Source organism: Streptomyces cyaneochromogenes (assembly GCF_003963535.1).
Classification (GTDB): Bacteria; Actinomycetota; Actinomycetes; order Streptomycetales; family Streptomycetaceae; genus Streptomyces; species Streptomyces shaanxiensis.
In genome coordinates this window covers 1,561,152-1,576,617 of record NZ_CP034539.1, presented here as the reverse complement: position 1 = coordinate 1,576,617, position 15,466 = coordinate 1,561,152, and the positions used below count along the sequence as shown (strand labels likewise).

Here is a 15,466-nt window from a genome sequence, read left to right as displayed (position 1 = left end):
GTCAGGGCTCCTCGGGCGACGGGTTGCCGGTGGTGGGAATCGCTCCTGGCGGGGGACCGCTGCCGTCGGACCGGCCGCGGACCACGTCGAAGCCGGGGGTCTGCGGGTCACCCCCGGCAAAGAGGCGCATCCGCTCCAGCACGGCTTCCGCCGTCGGCCGCTCCATCTCGTCGACGATCCGCCCGTCCCCGAGGAAGAGCACCAGGTCGGAGTGGGCGGCGGCGCCCGGGTCGTGGGTGACCATGACCACGGTCTGCCCCAGCTGGTCCACGGCCTCCCGCAGGAAGCCGAGCACCTCCAGACCGGCCCGCGAGTCGAGGTTGCCGGTGGGCTCGTCGGCGAAGATCAGCTCGGGCCGGGAGGCCAGCGCGCGGGCACAGGCGACGCGCTGCTGCTGGCCGCCGGAGAGCTGGGACGGCCGGTGCTTGAGGCGATCGCGCAGGCCCAGCGTGTCGATGACCTGGTCCAGCCACTTCTCGTCCGGCTTCTTGCCGGCGATGTCCATGGGCAGGGTGATGTTCTCGGCCGCGTTCAGGGTCGGGATGAGGTTGAACGACTGGAACATGAAGCCGATCCGGTCCCGCCGCAGCCGGGTCAGCTCGCGCTCCCGCAGCCCGGTGATCTCGGTGTCGCCGAGCCACACCTGCCCGGCCGAGACGTTGTCGAGGCCCGCGAGGCAGTGCATCAGCGTGGACTTCCCGGAACCCGACGGCCCCATGACCGCCGTGAAGCGGCCGCGCGCGATGTCCACGTCCACCGAGTCGAGGGCGAGCACGGTCGTCTCGCCCGAGCCGTAGGCCTTGGTCAGACCGCGGGCGCGGGCCGCGATCCCGTCGGCCGACGCGGGGTTCGGGGCGTGCTCCGCAGCTGCGTTGGACAAGACCGCCTCCTCGCGGACGTCACGGACTCCTCGTCCCAGCCGAGCGTAATGTGATCCACCCCACACCTGGTATCCCTCGTAGGTCCCGGTCGGTCTCCGTCCCAGGTCGGGCCCCTGATATCGATGTAAGGGGCACCCTTCACCCCTTGGGCCCCCTTGCCGTTGCTAGCATCCGAGCGCTAGCTTCTAGGTATGGCGAAGACCCAGCTGAACGTGAGAGTCGACGAGGGCACGGCCCGCGCCGCTCGCGAACGTGCCCTGGCCCGTGGGATGAGCGTCAACCGCTACATCGAGGAGCTGGTCAGAAAGGACACCGGGGAGGTCGGCCACACCTTCGTGGACGCCGCCGCCGATTTCATGAAGCAGTACGAGTCCGTCTTCGCCGAGGAATTCGGCGCGGAGCGCGAAGGTCGCCGCTGATCCGTTGAGCAATCTGACCATCGACCTTGCCTGGCTGCTGATGCTCGCCGAGAAGCGCACACCCGGGGACCCTCAGGTCACCGACTGGGGAGCTCTCGTCGCCGCCGTCGCCCGCCATCAGGCCGAGATATTCGACATCCCCGTCTACGACAGCCCGCAGGCCCGCGCCGCGGCCCTGCTCCAACTGCTCATCCACGTCCCGGCGTTGGAGCGCTCCAACGCGCTGTTCGCCTCCGCCGTGGCCTACGCCTACCTGGTCGCCAGCGGCCTCAAGGTCGTCACCTCGCCCGAACAGGTGCGTGACCTGGCCCGGCTGGTCAAGAGCGGGGAGGCCTCGGTCGAGGACATCGCCCGCGAACTGCGCCAGTGGAGCCTGTGATCAGACGGGCCGCTCCTCGGCCGGCCGCCACGCCGTGCCCAGTACGCAGTACGACGACGGGAGCACCGGCCCCTTCTCCGGCATCATCACCCGCCGGACGGGGCCGAGCTCGAACCCGGCCGTCCGCAACGCGGCGAGCGGCTCGCGCGAGACATGGCAGCCGCCGCTCACCAGCGGCCACACCGTCCGGTCCAGCGCGCGCTGCGTGAAGTGCATCGCGGGCCCGCCGCCCCGGCCGTGCTCGAAGAACCGCACGACACCGCCGGGCCGCAGCACCCGCCGTACCTCACCGAGCGCCCGCGGCACGTCCCGCACACTGCACAGCACCAGGGAGAGCACCACCGCGTCGAAGGCCTCGCTCTTGACCGGCAGCGCCTCCGCAGCACCCGGCACCACGTCCACCGGCACCCCGGCGCGCAGCGCGGACTCCACCGCCAACTTCCGCAGCAGGCGCTCCGGTTCGATGGCGACGACTTCCGAGACCGCGCTCGGGTAGTGGGCGAAGTTCAGGCCGTTGCCCGCGCCGATCTCGATCACCCGGCCGGACAGCCCGGCCAGCAGCCGTTCGCGGATGTCGCCCATGCCCATCCGGGACTCGGCGTTGACGCTGAGCCGGGCGTAGAAACGGGCGAACAGCGGGTGGTGCACGGCATCCCGTGACACCTTGCCGGAGCCGGTGGGCCGTAGGGACCGTAGGGCCATGGGTACCTCCCGGACGGAAGGGGACTCACTCCCGATTCTCCCCCGTACGGGCCCGGCGCACCCCCCGCTGTCGCTGTGACCGTCGCGCGGCCGTCGTACTGCTGTCCTGTGGCTGTCGTGTGGTGTCGTTCAGGCGGGCTCGGCCTCAGCCGATGAAGTCCCGGACCTGCTCGTACACGCCGTGGTCGTTGTTCATGTCGGTGTGCGACACACAGCCGACCTCGACGTTCGTGGCGCCGCTGAGGATCGCGGTGGTGTCGGGTGTGAGCGCGTCGTCGCAGTTCGACCAGTAGCTCGCGTACGACACGCTGCCCGGGGTCTCGTCGCCGGAGTTCAGGGAGGCCAGGAACGAACTGCCGGTGTTCATCTCCGCGCACGAGGTGTACAGCCACGCGCACCACGAGGCGGTGGACGTGCCGTGGTTCACGCCGGCCGTGGAGACGAAGTCGTCGACGTACGACGTCCCGCCGAGGTTCTTGAGGTAGTAGCGGGAGCTGAGCGCGCCCATGGAGTGGACCACCACGTCGACCTTCGAGGCGCCGGTCCGGGCGAGCACGTTTCTGATCTCGGTCGAGAGCTGCTGGGCGGTGGTGGCGTTCGACTGGGCCCAGTCGTACGAGAACGCGTCCAGCTCGGAGGCGCTGTAGCCGTCGGCCTTGAAGTAGCCGACCCAGTCGTCCCAGCTGCTCGCCGAGCTGCTGAGGCCGTGCACGAAGACGACGGGGTCGTGGGTCGCGGCGTGCGCGGGTGTGGGGGAGAGGGACAGTGACAGAAGGAGCGTGGTGGCCAGGGCCGAACAGGCCATGGCGATGCGACGCGTGGTGCGCTGCATGATGCCTCCTGAAACGTGTGGGGTTGTCAGGAGTGTCGAGCCGGGTCTACGCGCGCCGCATCGGTGAAATCGCCGGTCTTTACGGTTCAATTAACTCGCCAGTAACGTCATTTGTGTGGTGACTCCGGTGAACCCCCCGCCCCTCGACCGCACTTCGCCACTGCGGCGCACGGACGCGTGGCGACAGCCGGACGCCCTCCTTCCGGAAGGGGTCCGCGTCCGCGTGCTGCGTGCCGTGCACGGCGATCCGCGCGCCGCCGCCGAACTGGCCCCGTGCCTGACCGACCGCCAGGCGACGGGCGTCGACCCGCTGCCCACGGAGCCGGCCGAACTGGCCCCGTCCCTGCTGCGTGAACGCCGGGCGGAGATCAGGGCGTTGCCCGACGACACGCGCCTGCTGCTGCTCCTCGCCGCGGCCGACCAGTACCCCGTCCCCACCGACGCCTTCCCGCGTGCCGTCGTGGCCGCCCGCCTCGACACCCGGCTGCTGGACGCCGCCGAGGCGGCCGGGGTCGCGCACGCGGGAGCGGGCGGGGTGGTGTTCCGCGACGCCTGGATGCGGATCGCGGCCTACGAGACGGGCTCCCCGGCCGACCGCCGCGACGTCCACCGCCTGCTGGCCCGCGTGCTGCGCGGCGAGGGCGAGACGCCGTGGCGCTCCTGGCACCGGGGCGCGGGGGCGCTCGGCCCCAGCGCACGCCTGGCGGCGGAGCTCGGCGCCGCCGCGGGCAAGGCGGGGGAGGCGGGTCGACTGTCGGTGGCACGCGCGCTGGCCGAGCGGGCCGCAACGCTGTGCCCCGACCCGTCCGAGCAGGCCCGCCTGCTGGCCCGGGCCGCCGCGTACGCCTGGCGGTCGGGCGACGGCGACCGGGCGCGCAGGCTGGCGGCGACCGTCTCCGACGACGCGTTGAGCGGGGTGCTGGCCCTTCGGGCGGGGAACGCCGCGGAGGCGTTCGACGCGTTGTTGATGGGGGTGGTGCGGGCCGTGGCGGAGGGGGGCGCGGTCGTGGGGGCGACGGGTGTGGCGGAGATTGGTGGGGCGACGGGTGTGGCGGGTGTCGCGGGGCCGAGCGGTGTGTCGGTCGTCGCGGGGCCCACGGGTGTGGCGGAGGCTGCGAAGCCCGCGGGTGTGACAGGCGTCGTGGGGCCCCCGGGTGTGTCGGGCGTCGCGGGGCCCAAGGGTGTGTCGGGCGTCGCGTGGCCCAAGGGTGCGATGGGGGTAACGGAGCCCACGGGTGTGGCGGAAGTTGTGGAGCCCGTCGGTGGGTCGGGCGTCGCGCAGCGCATGGGCGTGGCGGAGGTTGTGGGGCGCACGGGGGCGTCAGGCGTCGCGGGGTCGAAGGGCGCGGCGGGGGTAACGGAGCCCTCGGGTGTGGCGGAGGTTGTGGAGGCCACGGGGGTGTCGGGCGTCGCGCAGCGCATGGGCGTGGCGGAGGTTGCGGGGTCCACGGGTGTGTCGGGGGTCGCGGGGCCGAAGGGCGCGGCGGGGGTGGCGAAGCCCTCGGGTGTGCCGGAAGTTGTGGGGCCCACGGGCGCGTCGGGCGTCGCGAGGCCGAAGGGCGCGGCGGGGGTAGCGAAGCCCACGGGTGTGGCGGAGGCCGTGGTGTCGACGGGCCTGGTGGTGCCCTCCGCTTCGGCTGCTTCGGACCCCGGCGGTGTGGATGGCGCAGGCTGCGCAGTCGCCGCTGACGACGCCGTTCTGCGGTCGGCGGGCTCGGCGGCGAGGGCCTCCCGGCCGACAGCGCACAACTCCTCCCGGCCCACAGCGCGCAACGCCTCCCAGCCCACAGGGCACAACGCCTCCCAGCCCATAGCCCCCGCCGCGTCACCCACTGTCACGCCGACCCCCACCCATACCTCCACCCTCACGGCGCCCCTCCCCGGGGCCTCCACCCCGGCCGCCCACCTCCTCGCCCGAGTCACCGAAGCCGCCATCTACACCGGAGACGTACGCCGTCTGCGTGAGGCCGCCCGGGTCGCCGATCGGCACGGTCTCGTGCCGCCCGGCACGTTGGCCGGGCTCGTGGCCGCCTTCGACGGGCGGTACGAGGACGCGCGGGACCTGCTGAAGGCGGCGGCAGGCAGGTGTGGGCCGGGCGGTGACCCCACCGTCCTGATCCACGCCGGGATCGCCGCGCTGCTCCTCGGCGACCACACCCGCGCGGTCACCGCGACCGTCCGCGCGGCCGCCTCCGCGAGGGCGCTGGGTACCCCGGTGACCGTGCCGCAGGCCATGGAGTTCCGCGCGTACGCCGACTTCTGGACGGGGCGCCCCAGGGCCGGCGAGGCCGCAGCGGCCGACGCGCTGTGGCAGGCCCACGCCACCGGTCAGGACAACGGCGCCTGTCATCTGCAGGCCGCCCTCGCGATGTTCGCGGCGCTCACCGGAGACGCCGAGGTCTGCCACGAACGCGCCGCGACCGCGCGGTCGTACGCCCTCACCCACGGGCTGGGCCTGCCCGCCGCCCTCGCCCAGTGGGCGCTCGCCTTCCTCGACCTGAGCAGCGGCCGCTTCGCCGCGGCGGCGGCCCGGCTGCGCGCCCTCGCCGGGTTCGGGCCCGGACACGGCCACCGGGCCGTCCGCCACCTGGCCACCCCGCACTACGTGGAGGCCGCCGTCCGCACGGGGGACACGAGGGTCGCCCGGGTCGCGCACGCCGACTACCACCGCTGGGCGAGCACCGTGCGCAGCCCCGACGACCTGGCCCTCAGCGCCCGCTGCCGCGCCCTGCTCGCTCCGGGGGAGGAAGCCGTCGAGCACTACCGCACGGCACTCGACCTGCACTCCCATGGCACCCGCGACTTCGAACGTGCCCGCACGGAGCTCCTGTTCGGCAGCGCCCTGCGCCGACTGCGTCGCCGTACGGAGGCCCGCGACCGCCTGCACAGCGCGCTGGAAGCCTTCGACTCCTTCGGCGCCCCGCACTGCGCGGCCCAGGCCCGCACCGAACTCCGCGCCCTCGGCACCCCGGCAGCCCCCGTGCCGGCCGGCCCCGACGCCGGCGTCGCCCGTCTCACGGCACAACAGCTTCTGGTCGCGCGGATGGCGGCGGAGGGCGCGACCAACCGCGAGATCGCGGGCCGCCTGGCCCTCAGCCCGCGCACCATCGACCACCACCTGCGAGGCGTCTTCACCCGCCTGGGCATCCGCTCCCGCATCGAGCTGGTCCGGCTCCTCGCCGAGAGCGACGAGAGCGAGGCTGTCTAGGTACCGGAGAAGGTACGGGCGCGCCCGGCGAGATTTGCCAGGCACGCCCATGTCTCCCGAGTCATCCGGTGCTCGAAAGCGGCGTCCCGCTCCGGGCGGGCCGGCATCATGAGTACCGGCCCGAGGGTCCACAGAGCCGTGTCCGGTCCGTCGGCGGCCACGTCCGCCTCAAGATGCCTCGGGCAGTCCAACACCGGCACACCTCAGGGCGCCACCCGCCCCCGGAACCCCTCCGCGTCCCACGTCCCGAACAGCCGCGGCGCCAGCCAACCCGGCGCCGCGCCGCGGAAGTCGGCGGGCGCCAGCGCCCCCGCCCCCGCCGGCACCGCGCCCAGCAGCGGCGACCCAGCCACCTCCGGCAGATCCGCCACATTGCAGCGCGACGCCAGATCCGGTGCCTCGGGCCAGCTGCCGATCACCACGCCCAGCAAGTCCAGTCGCCGGCCCCGCAGTTCACGCGCGGTCAGCTCCGTCGTGTTCAGCGTGCCGAGGCCCGCCGACGCCACCACCAGGACCGGCGCCGCCATCAGCTCGGCGGCGTCCGCCAGCGTGCCGCCCGTCTCGTCGAAGCGGACGAGCAGCCCGCCCGCCCCCTCCACCAGCACCAGGTCGTGCTCGGCGGCCAGCTTGGCGGCGGCGTCGGCGATCTCGTGCGGACGCACCGGCGGGCGGCCGGCCCGGCGCGCGGCCGTGGCAGGGGCCAACGGCTCGGGATAGCGGGCGACTTCCGCGGTCGTCACCGTGCCCGCGAGCCGCGCGACCTCCTCCGCGTCGCCGAGCTCGTCCGGCGCCACGCCCGTCTGCGCGGCCTTCAGCACCGCCACCGACCGGCCCGCGGCGACCGCGGCCGCGGCGACCGCGGCCGTCGTGACCGTCTTGCCGACCTCCGTGCCCGTGCCCGTGATCACCAGTACCGGCATGTCATCCCTCCCGCGCGGCCGCGCACACCGCGCGGGCGATCCGTGCCACGTCCGTGTCGCCCGTGACGTACGGCGGCATCGTGTAGACGAGGTCCCGGAACGGCCGCAGCCACACGCCCTCGCGCACGGCGGCCGCCGTCGCCGCCTGCATGTCGACGGGATGGTCGAGTTGGACGACACCGATGGCGCCGAGGACGCGTACGTCCGCCACGCCCGGAATGTCCGACGCGGCGGCCAGGCCGTCGCGCAGACCCGCCTCGATCCGCTTGACCTCGGCCAGCCAGTCCTGGCCGAGCAGCAGCTCGATCGAGGCGCAGGCCACCGCGGCCGCCAGCGGATTGCCCATGAAGGTCGGGCCGTGCGCGAGCACCGGCACCTCGCCCCGCGAGATCCCGTCGGCCACGCGGGACGTGCACAGTGTCGCCGCCATCGTCAGATAGCCGCCGGTCAGCGCCTTGCCCACGCACATCACGTCCGGCGTCACCGCCGCGTGGTCCGCGGCGAACAGCGCGCCCGTGCGCCCGAACCCGGTCGCGATCTCGTCGAACACCAGCAGCACGTCGTGCGCGTCGCACGCCTCCCGCAGCACCCGCAGATACGCGGGGGAGTGGAACCGCATCCCGCCCGCGCCCTGTACGACCGGCTCGACGATCACCGCCGCCAGTTCGTGCGCGTGCCGTTCGATCAGCGACCGCAGCTGCTCGGCGTACGACTCCTCGTACTCCACCGGCGGCGGGTCCGCGAACACCTGGCGCTGGAGCACCCCGGTCCACAGCTCGTGCATCCCGCCCTCGGGGTCGCACACCGACATCGGCTGCCAGGTGTCGCCGTGGTAGCCGCCGCGCCAGGTCAGCAGCCGCTGCTTGCCGGGGCGGCCCAGCGAACGCCAGTACTGCAGGCACATCTTGACCGCGACCTCGACCGACACCGACCCGGAGTCGGCGAGGAACACATGCTCCAGGCCGTCGGGCGACATGTCGACAAGGAGCTTCGCCAGGCGTACGGCGGGCTCGTGCGTGAGCCCGCCGAACATCACATGGCTCATGCGGGACAGCTGCTCGTGCGCGGCCTCGTTGAGCACCGGGTGGTTGTAGCCGTGGATGGCCGACCACCATGAGGACATGCCGTCGACCAGTTCGCCCGAACCGTCCGCCGGCTTCAGCCGCACCCCGCTCGCCGACTCCACGACCAGCGGCTCGATGCGGCCGGGCATGGGGCCGTACGGATGCCAGACGTGCCGCCGGTCGAGCTCCAGCAGCTCGGGCACGCTCAGGTCGGGCACGGGGCGCGGGTCAGGCATTGGGCGCGAGGTCCGTTCCGGCGCCCCGGCGGCGCACCGCGACCAGGTCGGTGCGCGGCTCGCCGGCCGGCGCGGCAGGAGCCGTACCGCACACACCGCCGCCCTCGTGCGACCCGCACCCGGCGCTCTCCGGCGACGACCCGCAGCCCGCGCCCTCGTCGTGCGAACCGCATCCGGCGCCTGCCTGCGACCCGCACCCGCCCCCGGCCGTCACCCGGTGCTCGGGCAGCGTCACCTCACCGGCGCCCTCCACCTCGAACCCGGCGTCCGCGATCATCTCCAGGTCGGCCTTGCCCGCCTGGCCCTCGCTGGTGAGGTAGTCGCCGAGGAAGATCGAGTTGGCCAGGTGCAGGGCGAGCGGCTGCATCGTGCGCAGATGCACCTCGCGGCCACCCGCGATACGGACCTCGACGTCCGGGCACACGAAGCGCACCATCGCCAGGATCCGCAGGCAGCGCTGCGGGGTGAGGTTCCACTCCTTGGCGAGGGGCGTGCCCTCGAAGGGGATCAGGAAGTTGACCGGCACCGAGTCCGGGTCCAGCTCACGCAGCGAGTAGACGACGTCGACCAGGTCCTCGTCGCTCTCACCCATGCCCGCGATGAGGCCGGAGCAGGCGGACAGCCCTGCCGCGTGCGCCTTCTGCACGGTGTCCACCCGGTCGGCGTACGTGTGGGTGGTCGTGATCTCCGCGTACGTGCCCTCGGAGGTGTTGAGGTTGTGGTTGTAGGCGTCCGCGCCCGCCTCGCGCAGCCGTTCGGCCTGGCCGTCGGAGAGCAGACCGAGGCAGGCGCACACCTCGACGCCCTCGTTCTGGTCCTTGATCGCCTTGATGGTGTCGGAGACCCGGTCCACGTCCCGGTCGGTCGGCCCGCGCCCGGACGCCACCAGACAGACCCGCTTGGCGCCACCCGCCAAACCGGCGGCCGCGGCCTGGGAGGCCTCGTCGGGCTTGAGCCAGGTGTATTTGAGGATGCCGGCGGTCGAGCCGAGCCGCTGGGAGCAGTAGGAGCAGTCCTCCGGGCACAGGCCCGACTTGAGGTTGACCAGATAGTTGAGTTTCACCCGTCGGCCGAACCAGTGCCGGCGCACCTTTCCGGCCGCGGTCACCACATCGAGCAGGTCGTCGTCGGAAGTGGCGAGGACGGCCAAGGCTTCCTCGCGGGTCGGCAGCTCGCGCCGAAGCCCCTTGTCCACCAGCGTGTTCAGCAGGTCCATGGGAGCTGATCCTGACGTACGGAGGGGCTCCGAGCCAAGGAGACTTCGGACAACCCTGTCACTTCGATGTGTGGGTATTGCCACACCGTGGGTGGCGGATCGTGCGGCTAGTGTCTGTGCACTGCCTACAAAAGCCCGGAGGAGCCATGGCGTTCGGCTGGATCGACGAGCAGGCGGAGCTGCGCCGCCGCGCCGGACTCGTACGGACGCTGGGCCCCCGCCCCGCCGACTCGCCGCTCCTCGACCTGGCGAGCAACGACTACCTGGGCCTGGCCCGCCACCCCGAGGTCACCGAGGGCTCGGCGCGGGCCGCGCGGGCGTGGGGCGGCGGCGCGACCGGGTCCCGGCTCGTCACGGGCACGACCGAACTCCATGCCGAGCTGGAGCGCGAGCTGGCCGACTTCTGCGGCTTCGAGGCGGCGCTGGTCTTCTCCTCCGGCTATGCGGCCAACCTGGCGGCGGTCACCGCGCTGGCGCCGCACGGCTCGCTGATCGTCTCGGACGCGGGCAACCACGCCTCGCTGATCGACGGCTGCCGACTGGCCCGCGGTACCACCCAGGTCGTCGCGCACGCCGAACCGGACGCCGTGCGCAAGGCGCTCCAGACGCATGACGGTCCGGCCGTCGTCGTGTCCGACACCGTCTTCTCCGTCGACGGCGACGCGGCCCCGCTCGCCGGGCTCGCCGAGGCCTGCCGGGAGCACGGGGCCGGGCTGGTCGTGGACGACGCGCACGGGCTGGGCGTGCTCGGCGACGGCGGCCGCGGCGCCCCGCAGGCGTCGGGGCTGGCGGGCGCCGGTGACGTCGTCGTGACGGTCACGCTGTCCAAGTCGCTCGGCAGCCAGGGCGGCGCCGTCCTCGGCCCAGCGCGGGTGATCGACCACCTGGTCAACGCGGCCCGGACGTTCATCTTCGACACCGGTCTCGCCCCCGCGGCGACGGGCGCGGCCCTGGCGGCACTGCGGTTGCTGCGGCGCGAGCCGGAGCGGGCCGCGCGGGCACGCGCGGTGGCACGCGAACTCCACGCACGCCTGACCGCCGCGGGCCTGGAAGCGGTACGTCCGGACGCCGCGGTCGTCTCCGTGCGCGCGCCGTCCCCGGAGGGGGCCGTGCGCTGGGCGGCCGAGTGCCGGGCGGCGGGCCTCGCCGTGGGCTGCTTCCGTCCTCCTTCCGTCCCCGACGGCATCTCACGGCTGAGGCTGACCGCCCGCGCGGACCTCACCGAGGGGCAGATCGAACGCGCTGTACGGGTGATCCGCGAGACACGACCATGAGTCGGCGTGACACGGCCGTGCCCTCACATCTGCTGGAACTGATCAGATCCGGTCGGGTCTGATCAGAAATTTGAACTGAACAGAAGTAGGGGCTGTCAGGACTGGAACGCGGCCGTGAACTCCGCCCAGCTCTCGGGGGAGAAGAGCAGCGCGGGTCCGGCGGGATCCTTGGAGTCGCGCACGGCGAGCAGTCCGATCCAGGGACCGGAGTGCGTCCGTGCCGTCTCGACGCAGTTGTTCGCTCCCGTGCTGTAGCTGCTGCGCAGCCATCGCGCACCGGTCAGAGCGGTACTTGAGGTGACATTCCGAGGCAGTGCGGTCATGGTGCCTCCTTACGCAACGCCGGCTAGCGCGGCGATGTAATCCAGCGATTCCTCGGGCGAAAGGGCGTGGATCCGAAGGGCGTTGAAGGCCTCCGTGTAGGCCCGGAGGTCTTCTTTCCGTTCGAGGTAGAGGCTACTCGTCAAGTGGTCGAGAACAACCACATCCAGATCAGAAGTGCTCGAAAATGAGAAGATAACGAAAGGCCCGGTGATGCCGATATGTTCACCGGCCTTGAACGGCAGGATCTGCAGCCTGACTTGGGGCAGACGCGCCGCCACCACCAGCTGCCCCAGTTGCCGCGCCATCACCTCGGGCCCGCCGATCTCCCGGTGCAGCACCGCCTCGTCGAGCACCGCGCTCAGTTGCAGCGGCGGATCGGCGTGCAGTACGTCCTGCCTGGCCAGACGGACCGCGACCAGTGCGTCGAGCCGTTCGTCGGCGGCGCCGGGTTCGTCGGCGAGTCCGCTCACCGCGGCCCGGGTCACCGCCCGGGCGTACTCGGGCGTCTGCAGCAGCCCGGGCACCACGGAGGTCTCCAGCGTGCGCATCGCGCTCGCCTGGGACTCCAGGCTGATGAAATCCCGGTACGTCGGCGGCAGCACTCCGCGGTACGCGTGCCACCAGTGATGCCGGTCGCCACCCTCGTCGGAGCCCGCCAACACCAGGAGCAGCTCCCGTAGTTGGGCGTCCCGTACGCCGTACGCGTCGAGCAGTAACCGCACATCGGCCGGTTTCACCCCGCTGGCGCCGGTTTCGATCCGGCTCACCTTGGACTGGTGCCAGCCCACCAGCCGGGCCGCCTCACCACTGGTGAGCCCGGCACTGGTGCGCAACGCACGCAGTTCCGCGCCCAGTTTCCGGCGGCGTACCGCGGGGCCATGCTGCATGGGCAACTCCTTACTCCAACCGGGCCGCCCAAATACGGTCTGCCGTCGCAGAGTTCACCGCTTCGAGCGACAGATATATGCATATCTTGGTGGATCGGCACCCTGACGGCCCTGGTAATGGCAGTCTGGCGACGAAGCACCAGTCCGGGACCGTACTCGAACCATCCGCTCCGTGTCGGACTGCGGTCCCGTTGGGAAAGGGACGACGTCGCCATGGCAGATCACCTGGAAGCATCCGTCACTCTGCCGAGCGATCCCGCCTCGGTCTCCGCGGCCCGGGCCTACGTGGTCTCCACCCTCGCGGAGTGGGGACTGCCGCCGGAGACCGAAGCGGCTGAGACCATCCGGCTGATCGTGTCCGAACTCACCACCAACGCCGTACAGCACACCCTGGGGCAGTCACCCACCTTCCGGGTGGACATCGAGCTCGACCGTGACGAACACCTGCGCATCGGGGTGACCGACAGTCACCCGCGGTTCCCCAAACGCCTGCCGGCCGCCGTCCAGCAGGACAACGGCCGAGGCCTGGTCATCATCCGCTGGCTGACCGCGGAGTGCGGCGGCAAGCTGAGGGTGCGGCCCACGCGGGAGGGCGGCAAGACCGTGTCCATCGAGCTGCCGTGGATCGTGCCGGCGGCGGCGCCGGCGGCCGGCCAGCCGTAGCGCTCCGCTGGTTGCGCGCAGGCGGCGTCGCCGGAACCGCAGCCGACTTCGCCAGGGTCGCTCAAGGCTGTCCTGCCCGACCGAACGTGCCGCGCAGCAGTGCTCGGAAGGCGTCCGCCGCAGGTGCCGTCTCCTCGCTGCGGAAGGCGACCGAGACCGTGCGGCGCAGGTCTCCGCCCTCCAGTGCCCGCACCCCGACCGGCGTGACCGACGTGCGCGCCACCATCTCCGGTACGACCGCGACCCCGAGTCCCGCACTGGCCAGCGCGCACACCAGGAGGTAACCCGGCGTCGGGACCCGTACCGAGGGCGTGGCCCCGGACCGGGCCAGCAGGGCCTCGACGCCGCGCCGGGCCGGAGCGTCCGGCGCCATGCTGATCAGGGGCTGCCCGGCGAGTTCGGCCAGGGGCAGTCGCGCCGTCCCGCTGGTCAGGGCGTGGCCCGGAGCGGAGACCAGGACCAGCTCCTCGACGAGGATCGGCTCGATACGGACGGCGGACGGGAGCGGGAGCGGGTCGCCGGGCGCGTAGGCGTGGGTGAGGGCCAGATCGACCTCGCCGGCCGCCACGGCGGAGACACCGGCCGACGGTTCGTAGTCGGCGACCGTCAGCTCCACGTCCGGATGCGCCCGGCGGAAGGCGCTGAGGGCGGGCGGCAGCAGATGGATGCCGGCGGTCTGGAAGGTGCCCAGCCGGAGCGTCCCGCCGGACAGGCCGCTCAGCCGGGCCAGTTCGTGCCGGGCGCGCTCCAGTTCGTCGAGCACCCGCCGCGCCCGGGCCACCAGCAGCTCGCCCGCACCCGTCAGCCGTGCTCCGCGGTGGTGCCGTACCAGCAGGGCGGTGCCCGCCTCGCGCTCCAGTTTGGCCAGCTGCTGGGAGAGCGCCGGTGTGGTGTACCCGAGCCGTTCGGCGGCCCGGGTGATCGAACCCGCCTCCGCGACCGCCACCAGGGCGGCGAGGCGGGTCGGGTCGTACATGCGGGCTCCCTGACTGCCGGTGACCGTCCGCCTTTGACGGCCCTGACCTGTGCTGCCTTAACGAATGCTTTAGGGTTCCCCAGAATATTCGACATACCTGCTGAAGGCTTCCGCACGGCACGCTGGCGGCATGGACGCTCAGCTCATCGCCTTCACCGGGGTCTCGGCCGGCCTGGTCGCCATGCCCGGGGCCGACTTCACCGTCGTCGTACGCAACGCCCTCGTCTCCCGCCGGGCCGGCATCGCCTGTGCGCTCGGGATCGGGGCGGGGCTGCTGGTCCATGTGACGCTGGCGGTGGTGGGAGTCGCCGCCGTTCTGGCCGCCGTGCCGGCGCTGTTCCGGGCGCTTCAGGTGGTGGGCGGCGTCTATGTGCTGTACCTGGGCGTCCAGACGCTGCGGCAGCGGCACACCGACGTGGCCGACACACCGGAGGATTCCACCGCCCGACCGCTGCGGCAGGGCTTCGTGACCAACGCCCTCAACCCGAAGGCGTCCCTCACCTTCCTCAGCGTGCTGCCGCAGTTCGTGCCCGCGGGCGCTCCGGCGCTGCCCCGGACACTGCTGCTCGCCCTGATCGTCCTGGCGATCGCGATGGTGTGGTTCCAGGTCGTCGCCCTGCTGGTGGACCGGCTCGGCAGGTGGCTGCGCAGGCCGCGGGCCGCCCGCGCGGTCACGCTCGTCACCGGCGTCGCGCTGACGGCTTTCGGTGCGGCGCTCCTCGCCGGGCCGCTGTCGGCCCTCTGAGGCGCCGGGGCCCCGGGGGCGGTGACGGCGGGTCAGGCCGCCGCCACCGCCCCCGGGGAGGTCACTTGACCCGGCCGTACCAGACGCTCTTGGTCCAGATCTTCTGCAGCCTCACGACGTCCCCGCTCTTCGGGGAGTGCCAGATCTTTCCCTTCCCGGCGTAGATGCCGACGTGGTAGACGTTCGACCCCGAGTGGAAGAACACCAGGTCTCCGGCCTTGCGGTTGCCGGCGGAGATGTGGCGGGTCTTGTTGTACTGCTGGGACGCCGTACGGGGGAGCTTCTTGCCCGCCTTCTTGTACGAGTACAGCGTGAGCCCGGAGCAGTCGAACCTGTTCGGCCCCACGGCGCCCCACTTGTACGGGGAGCCCTGCTTGGAGGCCGCGACCTGAAGTGCCTTCCTCGCCGGCGTCGCGGCTTCGGCCTCGGAGGCGAAGCCGGGGGCGACCACGGTGCCGCCCACTGCGGCCAGGGTGAGAGCCGAGGCCGTACCGGCCCGGACCATCAGCGACGGGACACGATTGAGCGCAGTCATGCGCAACCCTTCGTCAGCCGCCTGTGAAGGATGACCTGTCGGATTCGGGCTGGCGAAGTTGCCCGGCCGCGTTGCCACGGCTTCACCCCAAGGGCTGCTCGGCTCGAACGAACGTCCGCTCCGGCGACCCGTCTTGCTTGGGTCCTCCACTCCTGCCGATCCACTCCTGTCGACCGGTCATCCGGGCGGCGGCAGGACTCGGCGT

At 72.5% G+C, this 15,466-nt stretch carries 16 protein-coding genes and 1 riboswitch; of the genes, 6 read left to right on the top strand and 10 right to left on the bottom strand.

Features of this window, described 5'->3' with window-relative positions; all coding sequences use genetic code 11:
• Position 1 precedes the first annotated feature (1 nt).
• Positions 2-880, bottom strand: coding sequence for an ABC transporter ATP-binding protein (locus tag EJ357_RS06795; RefSeq protein ID WP_126389627.1), 879 nt, complete (start codon positions 878-880; stop codon positions 2-4).
• A gap of 192 nt (positions 881-1,072) precedes the next feature.
• On the opposite strand from EJ357_RS06795, the gene EJ357_RS06790 reads away from it, so the two are divergent.
• Both EJ357_RS06790 and EJ357_RS06785 read left to right on the top strand, forming a co-directional pair.
• Positions 1,073-1,300, top strand: a complete 228-nt coding sequence (locus EJ357_RS06790; RefSeq protein WP_062704383.1) for an antitoxin — start codon at positions 1,073-1,075, stop codon at positions 1,298-1,300.
• Positions 1,301-1,304: 4 nt separating this feature from the next.
• The gene (locus tag EJ357_RS06785; protein ID WP_126389624.1) at positions 1,305-1,679 is read left to right on the top strand and encodes a fic family toxin-antitoxin system, toxin component; all 375 of its coding nucleotides are present in this window, start codon (positions 1,305-1,307) and stop codon (positions 1,677-1,679) included.
• Here the strand turns inward: EJ357_RS06785 and EJ357_RS06780 are convergent, their stop codons facing one another.
• Both EJ357_RS06780 and EJ357_RS06775 read right to left on the bottom strand, forming a co-directional pair.
• Positions 1,680-2,381 carry a class I SAM-dependent methyltransferase gene (locus EJ357_RS06780; protein ID WP_126389621.1) on the bottom strand — a complete coding sequence of 234 codons (702 nt, stop codon included), beginning with the start codon at positions 2,379-2,381 and terminating at the stop codon, positions 1,680-1,682. It lies immediately after the preceding gene.
• Positions 2,382-2,526: 145 nt separating this feature from the next.
• Positions 2,527-3,213 carry an esterase/lipase family protein gene (locus EJ357_RS06775; protein ID WP_126389618.1) on the bottom strand — a complete coding sequence of 229 codons (687 nt, stop codon included), beginning with the start codon at positions 3,211-3,213 and terminating at the stop codon, positions 2,527-2,529.
• Positions 3,214-3,340: 127 nt separating this feature from the next.
• Between EJ357_RS06775 and EJ357_RS49175 the strand changes: the two genes are divergently transcribed.
• Positions 3,341-6,421, top strand: a complete 3,081-nt coding sequence (locus EJ357_RS49175; RefSeq protein WP_407698469.1) for a LuxR C-terminal-related transcriptional regulator — start codon at positions 3,341-3,343, stop codon at positions 6,419-6,421.
• Between the two features lie 203 nt (positions 6,422-6,624).
• On the opposite strand, the gene bioD is transcribed toward EJ357_RS49175, so the two are convergent.
• The 3 genes from bioD to bioB are packed head-to-tail and all read right to left on the bottom strand — an operon-like array spanning position 6,625 to position 9,857.
• Positions 6,625-7,341 carry a dethiobiotin synthase gene (gene bioD, locus EJ357_RS06755; protein ID WP_126389615.1) on the bottom strand — a complete coding sequence of 239 codons (717 nt, stop codon included), beginning with the start codon at positions 7,339-7,341 and terminating at the stop codon, positions 6,625-6,627.
• Position 7,342: 1 nt separating this feature from the next.
• On the bottom strand, positions 7,343-8,641 hold the full coding sequence (locus EJ357_RS06750; protein WP_126389612.1) for an adenosylmethionine--8-amino-7-oxononanoate transaminase: 1,299 nt from the start codon (positions 8,639-8,641) through the stop codon (positions 7,343-7,345).
• Entirely contained in the window at positions 8,634-9,857 is a 1,224-nt protein-coding gene (gene bioB / locus EJ357_RS06745) for a biotin synthase BioB (protein ID WP_126389609.1), read from the bottom strand. Before bioB ends, EJ357_RS06750 begins: the two co-directional genes overlap by 8 nt.
• 146 nt (positions 9,858-10,003) lie before the next feature.
• On the opposite strand from bioB, the gene EJ357_RS06740 reads away from it, so the two are divergent.
• Positions 10,004-11,131, top strand: a complete 1,128-nt coding sequence (locus tag EJ357_RS06740) for an 8-amino-7-oxononanoate synthase (protein ID WP_126389606.1) — start codon at positions 10,004-10,006, stop codon at positions 11,129-11,131.
• 95 nt (positions 11,132-11,226) lie between these two features.
• On the opposite strand, the gene EJ357_RS06735 is transcribed toward EJ357_RS06740, so the two are convergent.
• Together EJ357_RS06735 and EJ357_RS06730 are read right to left on the bottom strand one after the other, a co-directional pair.
• Complete coding sequence (locus tag EJ357_RS06735; protein ID WP_126389603.1) at positions 11,227-11,454, bottom strand: DUF397 domain-containing protein; 228 nt, start codon at positions 11,452-11,454, stop codon at positions 11,227-11,229.
• Between the two features lie 9 nt (positions 11,455-11,463).
• Entirely contained in the window at positions 11,464-12,342 is an 879-nt protein-coding gene (locus EJ357_RS06730; protein WP_126389600.1) for a helix-turn-helix domain-containing protein, read from the bottom strand.
• A gap of 213 nt (positions 12,343-12,555) precedes the next feature.
• Between EJ357_RS06730 and EJ357_RS06725 the strand changes: the two genes are divergently transcribed.
• The gene (locus tag EJ357_RS06725; RefSeq protein WP_126389597.1) at positions 12,556-13,005 is read left to right on the top strand and encodes an ATP-binding protein; all 450 of its coding nucleotides are present in this window, start codon (positions 12,556-12,558) and stop codon (positions 13,003-13,005) included.
• Positions 13,006-13,066: 61 nt separating this feature from the next.
• Here the strand turns inward: EJ357_RS06725 and EJ357_RS06720 are convergent, their stop codons facing one another.
• The gene (locus EJ357_RS06720) at positions 13,067-13,981 is read right to left on the bottom strand and encodes a LysR family transcriptional regulator (protein ID WP_126389594.1); all 915 of its coding nucleotides are present in this window, start codon (positions 13,979-13,981) and stop codon (positions 13,067-13,069) included.
• Between the two features lie 130 nt (positions 13,982-14,111).
• On the opposite strand from EJ357_RS06720, the gene EJ357_RS06715 reads away from it, so the two are divergent.
• On the top strand, positions 14,112-14,726 hold the full coding sequence (locus EJ357_RS06715; RefSeq protein ID WP_126389592.1) for a LysE family translocator: 615 nt from the start codon (positions 14,112-14,114) through the stop codon (positions 14,724-14,726).
• Positions 14,727-14,787: 61 nt separating this feature from the next.
• Here EJ357_RS06715 and EJ357_RS06710 read toward each other — a convergent pair whose 3' ends face one another.
• Positions 14,788-15,261 (bottom strand): C40 family peptidase, encoded by a 474-nt coding sequence (locus EJ357_RS06710; protein WP_126389589.1) that lies wholly within the window; start codon positions 15,259-15,261, stop codon positions 14,788-14,790.
• 3 nt (positions 15,262-15,264) lie between these two features.
• Positions 15,265-15,397: riboswitch (cyclic di-AMP (ydaO/yuaA leader) on the bottom strand.
• Positions 15,398-15,466 lie beyond the last annotated feature (69 nt).

What these genes read in the sequence shown, in the direction of transcription:
- EJ357_RS06725 (WP_126389597.1), top strand. Translation starts at nt 12,556, where the DNA reads ATGGCAGATCACCTGGAAGCATCCGTCACTCTGCCGAGCGATCCCGCC.
- EJ357_RS06750 (WP_126389612.1), bottom strand. Translation starts at nt 8,641, where the DNA reads ATGCCTGACCCGCGCCCCGTGCCCGACCTGAGCGTGCCCGAGCTGCTG.
- EJ357_RS06720 (WP_126389594.1), bottom strand. Translation starts at nt 13,981, where the DNA reads ATGTACGACCCGACCCGCCTCGCCGCCCTGGTGGCGGTCGCGGAGGCG.
- EJ357_RS06730 (WP_126389600.1), bottom strand. Translation starts at nt 12,342, where the DNA reads ATGCAGCATGGCCCCGCGGTACGCCGCCGGAAACTGGGCGCGGAACTG.
- bioD (WP_126389615.1), bottom strand. Translation starts at nt 7,341, where the DNA reads ATGCCGGTACTGGTGATCACGGGCACGGGCACGGAGGTCGGCAAGACG.
- EJ357_RS06715 (WP_126389592.1), top strand. Translation starts at nt 14,112, where the DNA reads ATGGACGCTCAGCTCATCGCCTTCACCGGGGTCTCGGCCGGCCTGGTC.
- EJ357_RS06740 (WP_126389606.1), top strand. Translation starts at nt 10,004, where the DNA reads ATGGCGTTCGGCTGGATCGACGAGCAGGCGGAGCTGCGCCGCCGCGCC.
- EJ357_RS06780 (WP_126389621.1), bottom strand. Translation starts at nt 2,381, where the DNA reads ATGGCCCTACGGTCCCTACGGCCCACCGGCTCCGGCAAGGTGTCACGG.
- EJ357_RS06775 (WP_126389618.1), bottom strand. Translation starts at nt 3,213, where the DNA reads ATGCAGCGCACCACGCGTCGCATCGCCATGGCCTGTTCGGCCCTGGCC.
- EJ357_RS06790 (WP_062704383.1), top strand. Translation starts at nt 1,073, where the DNA reads ATGGCGAAGACCCAGCTGAACGTGAGAGTCGACGAGGGCACGGCCCGC.
- EJ357_RS06710 (WP_126389589.1), bottom strand. Translation starts at nt 15,261, where the DNA reads ATGACTGCGCTCAATCGTGTCCCGTCGCTGATGGTCCGGGCCGGTACG.
- bioB (WP_126389609.1), bottom strand. Translation starts at nt 9,857, where the DNA reads ATGGACCTGCTGAACACGCTGGTGGACAAGGGGCTTCGGCGCGAGCTG.
- EJ357_RS06735 (WP_126389603.1), bottom strand. Translation starts at nt 11,454, where the DNA reads ATGACCGCACTGCCTCGGAATGTCACCTCAAGTACCGCTCTGACCGGT.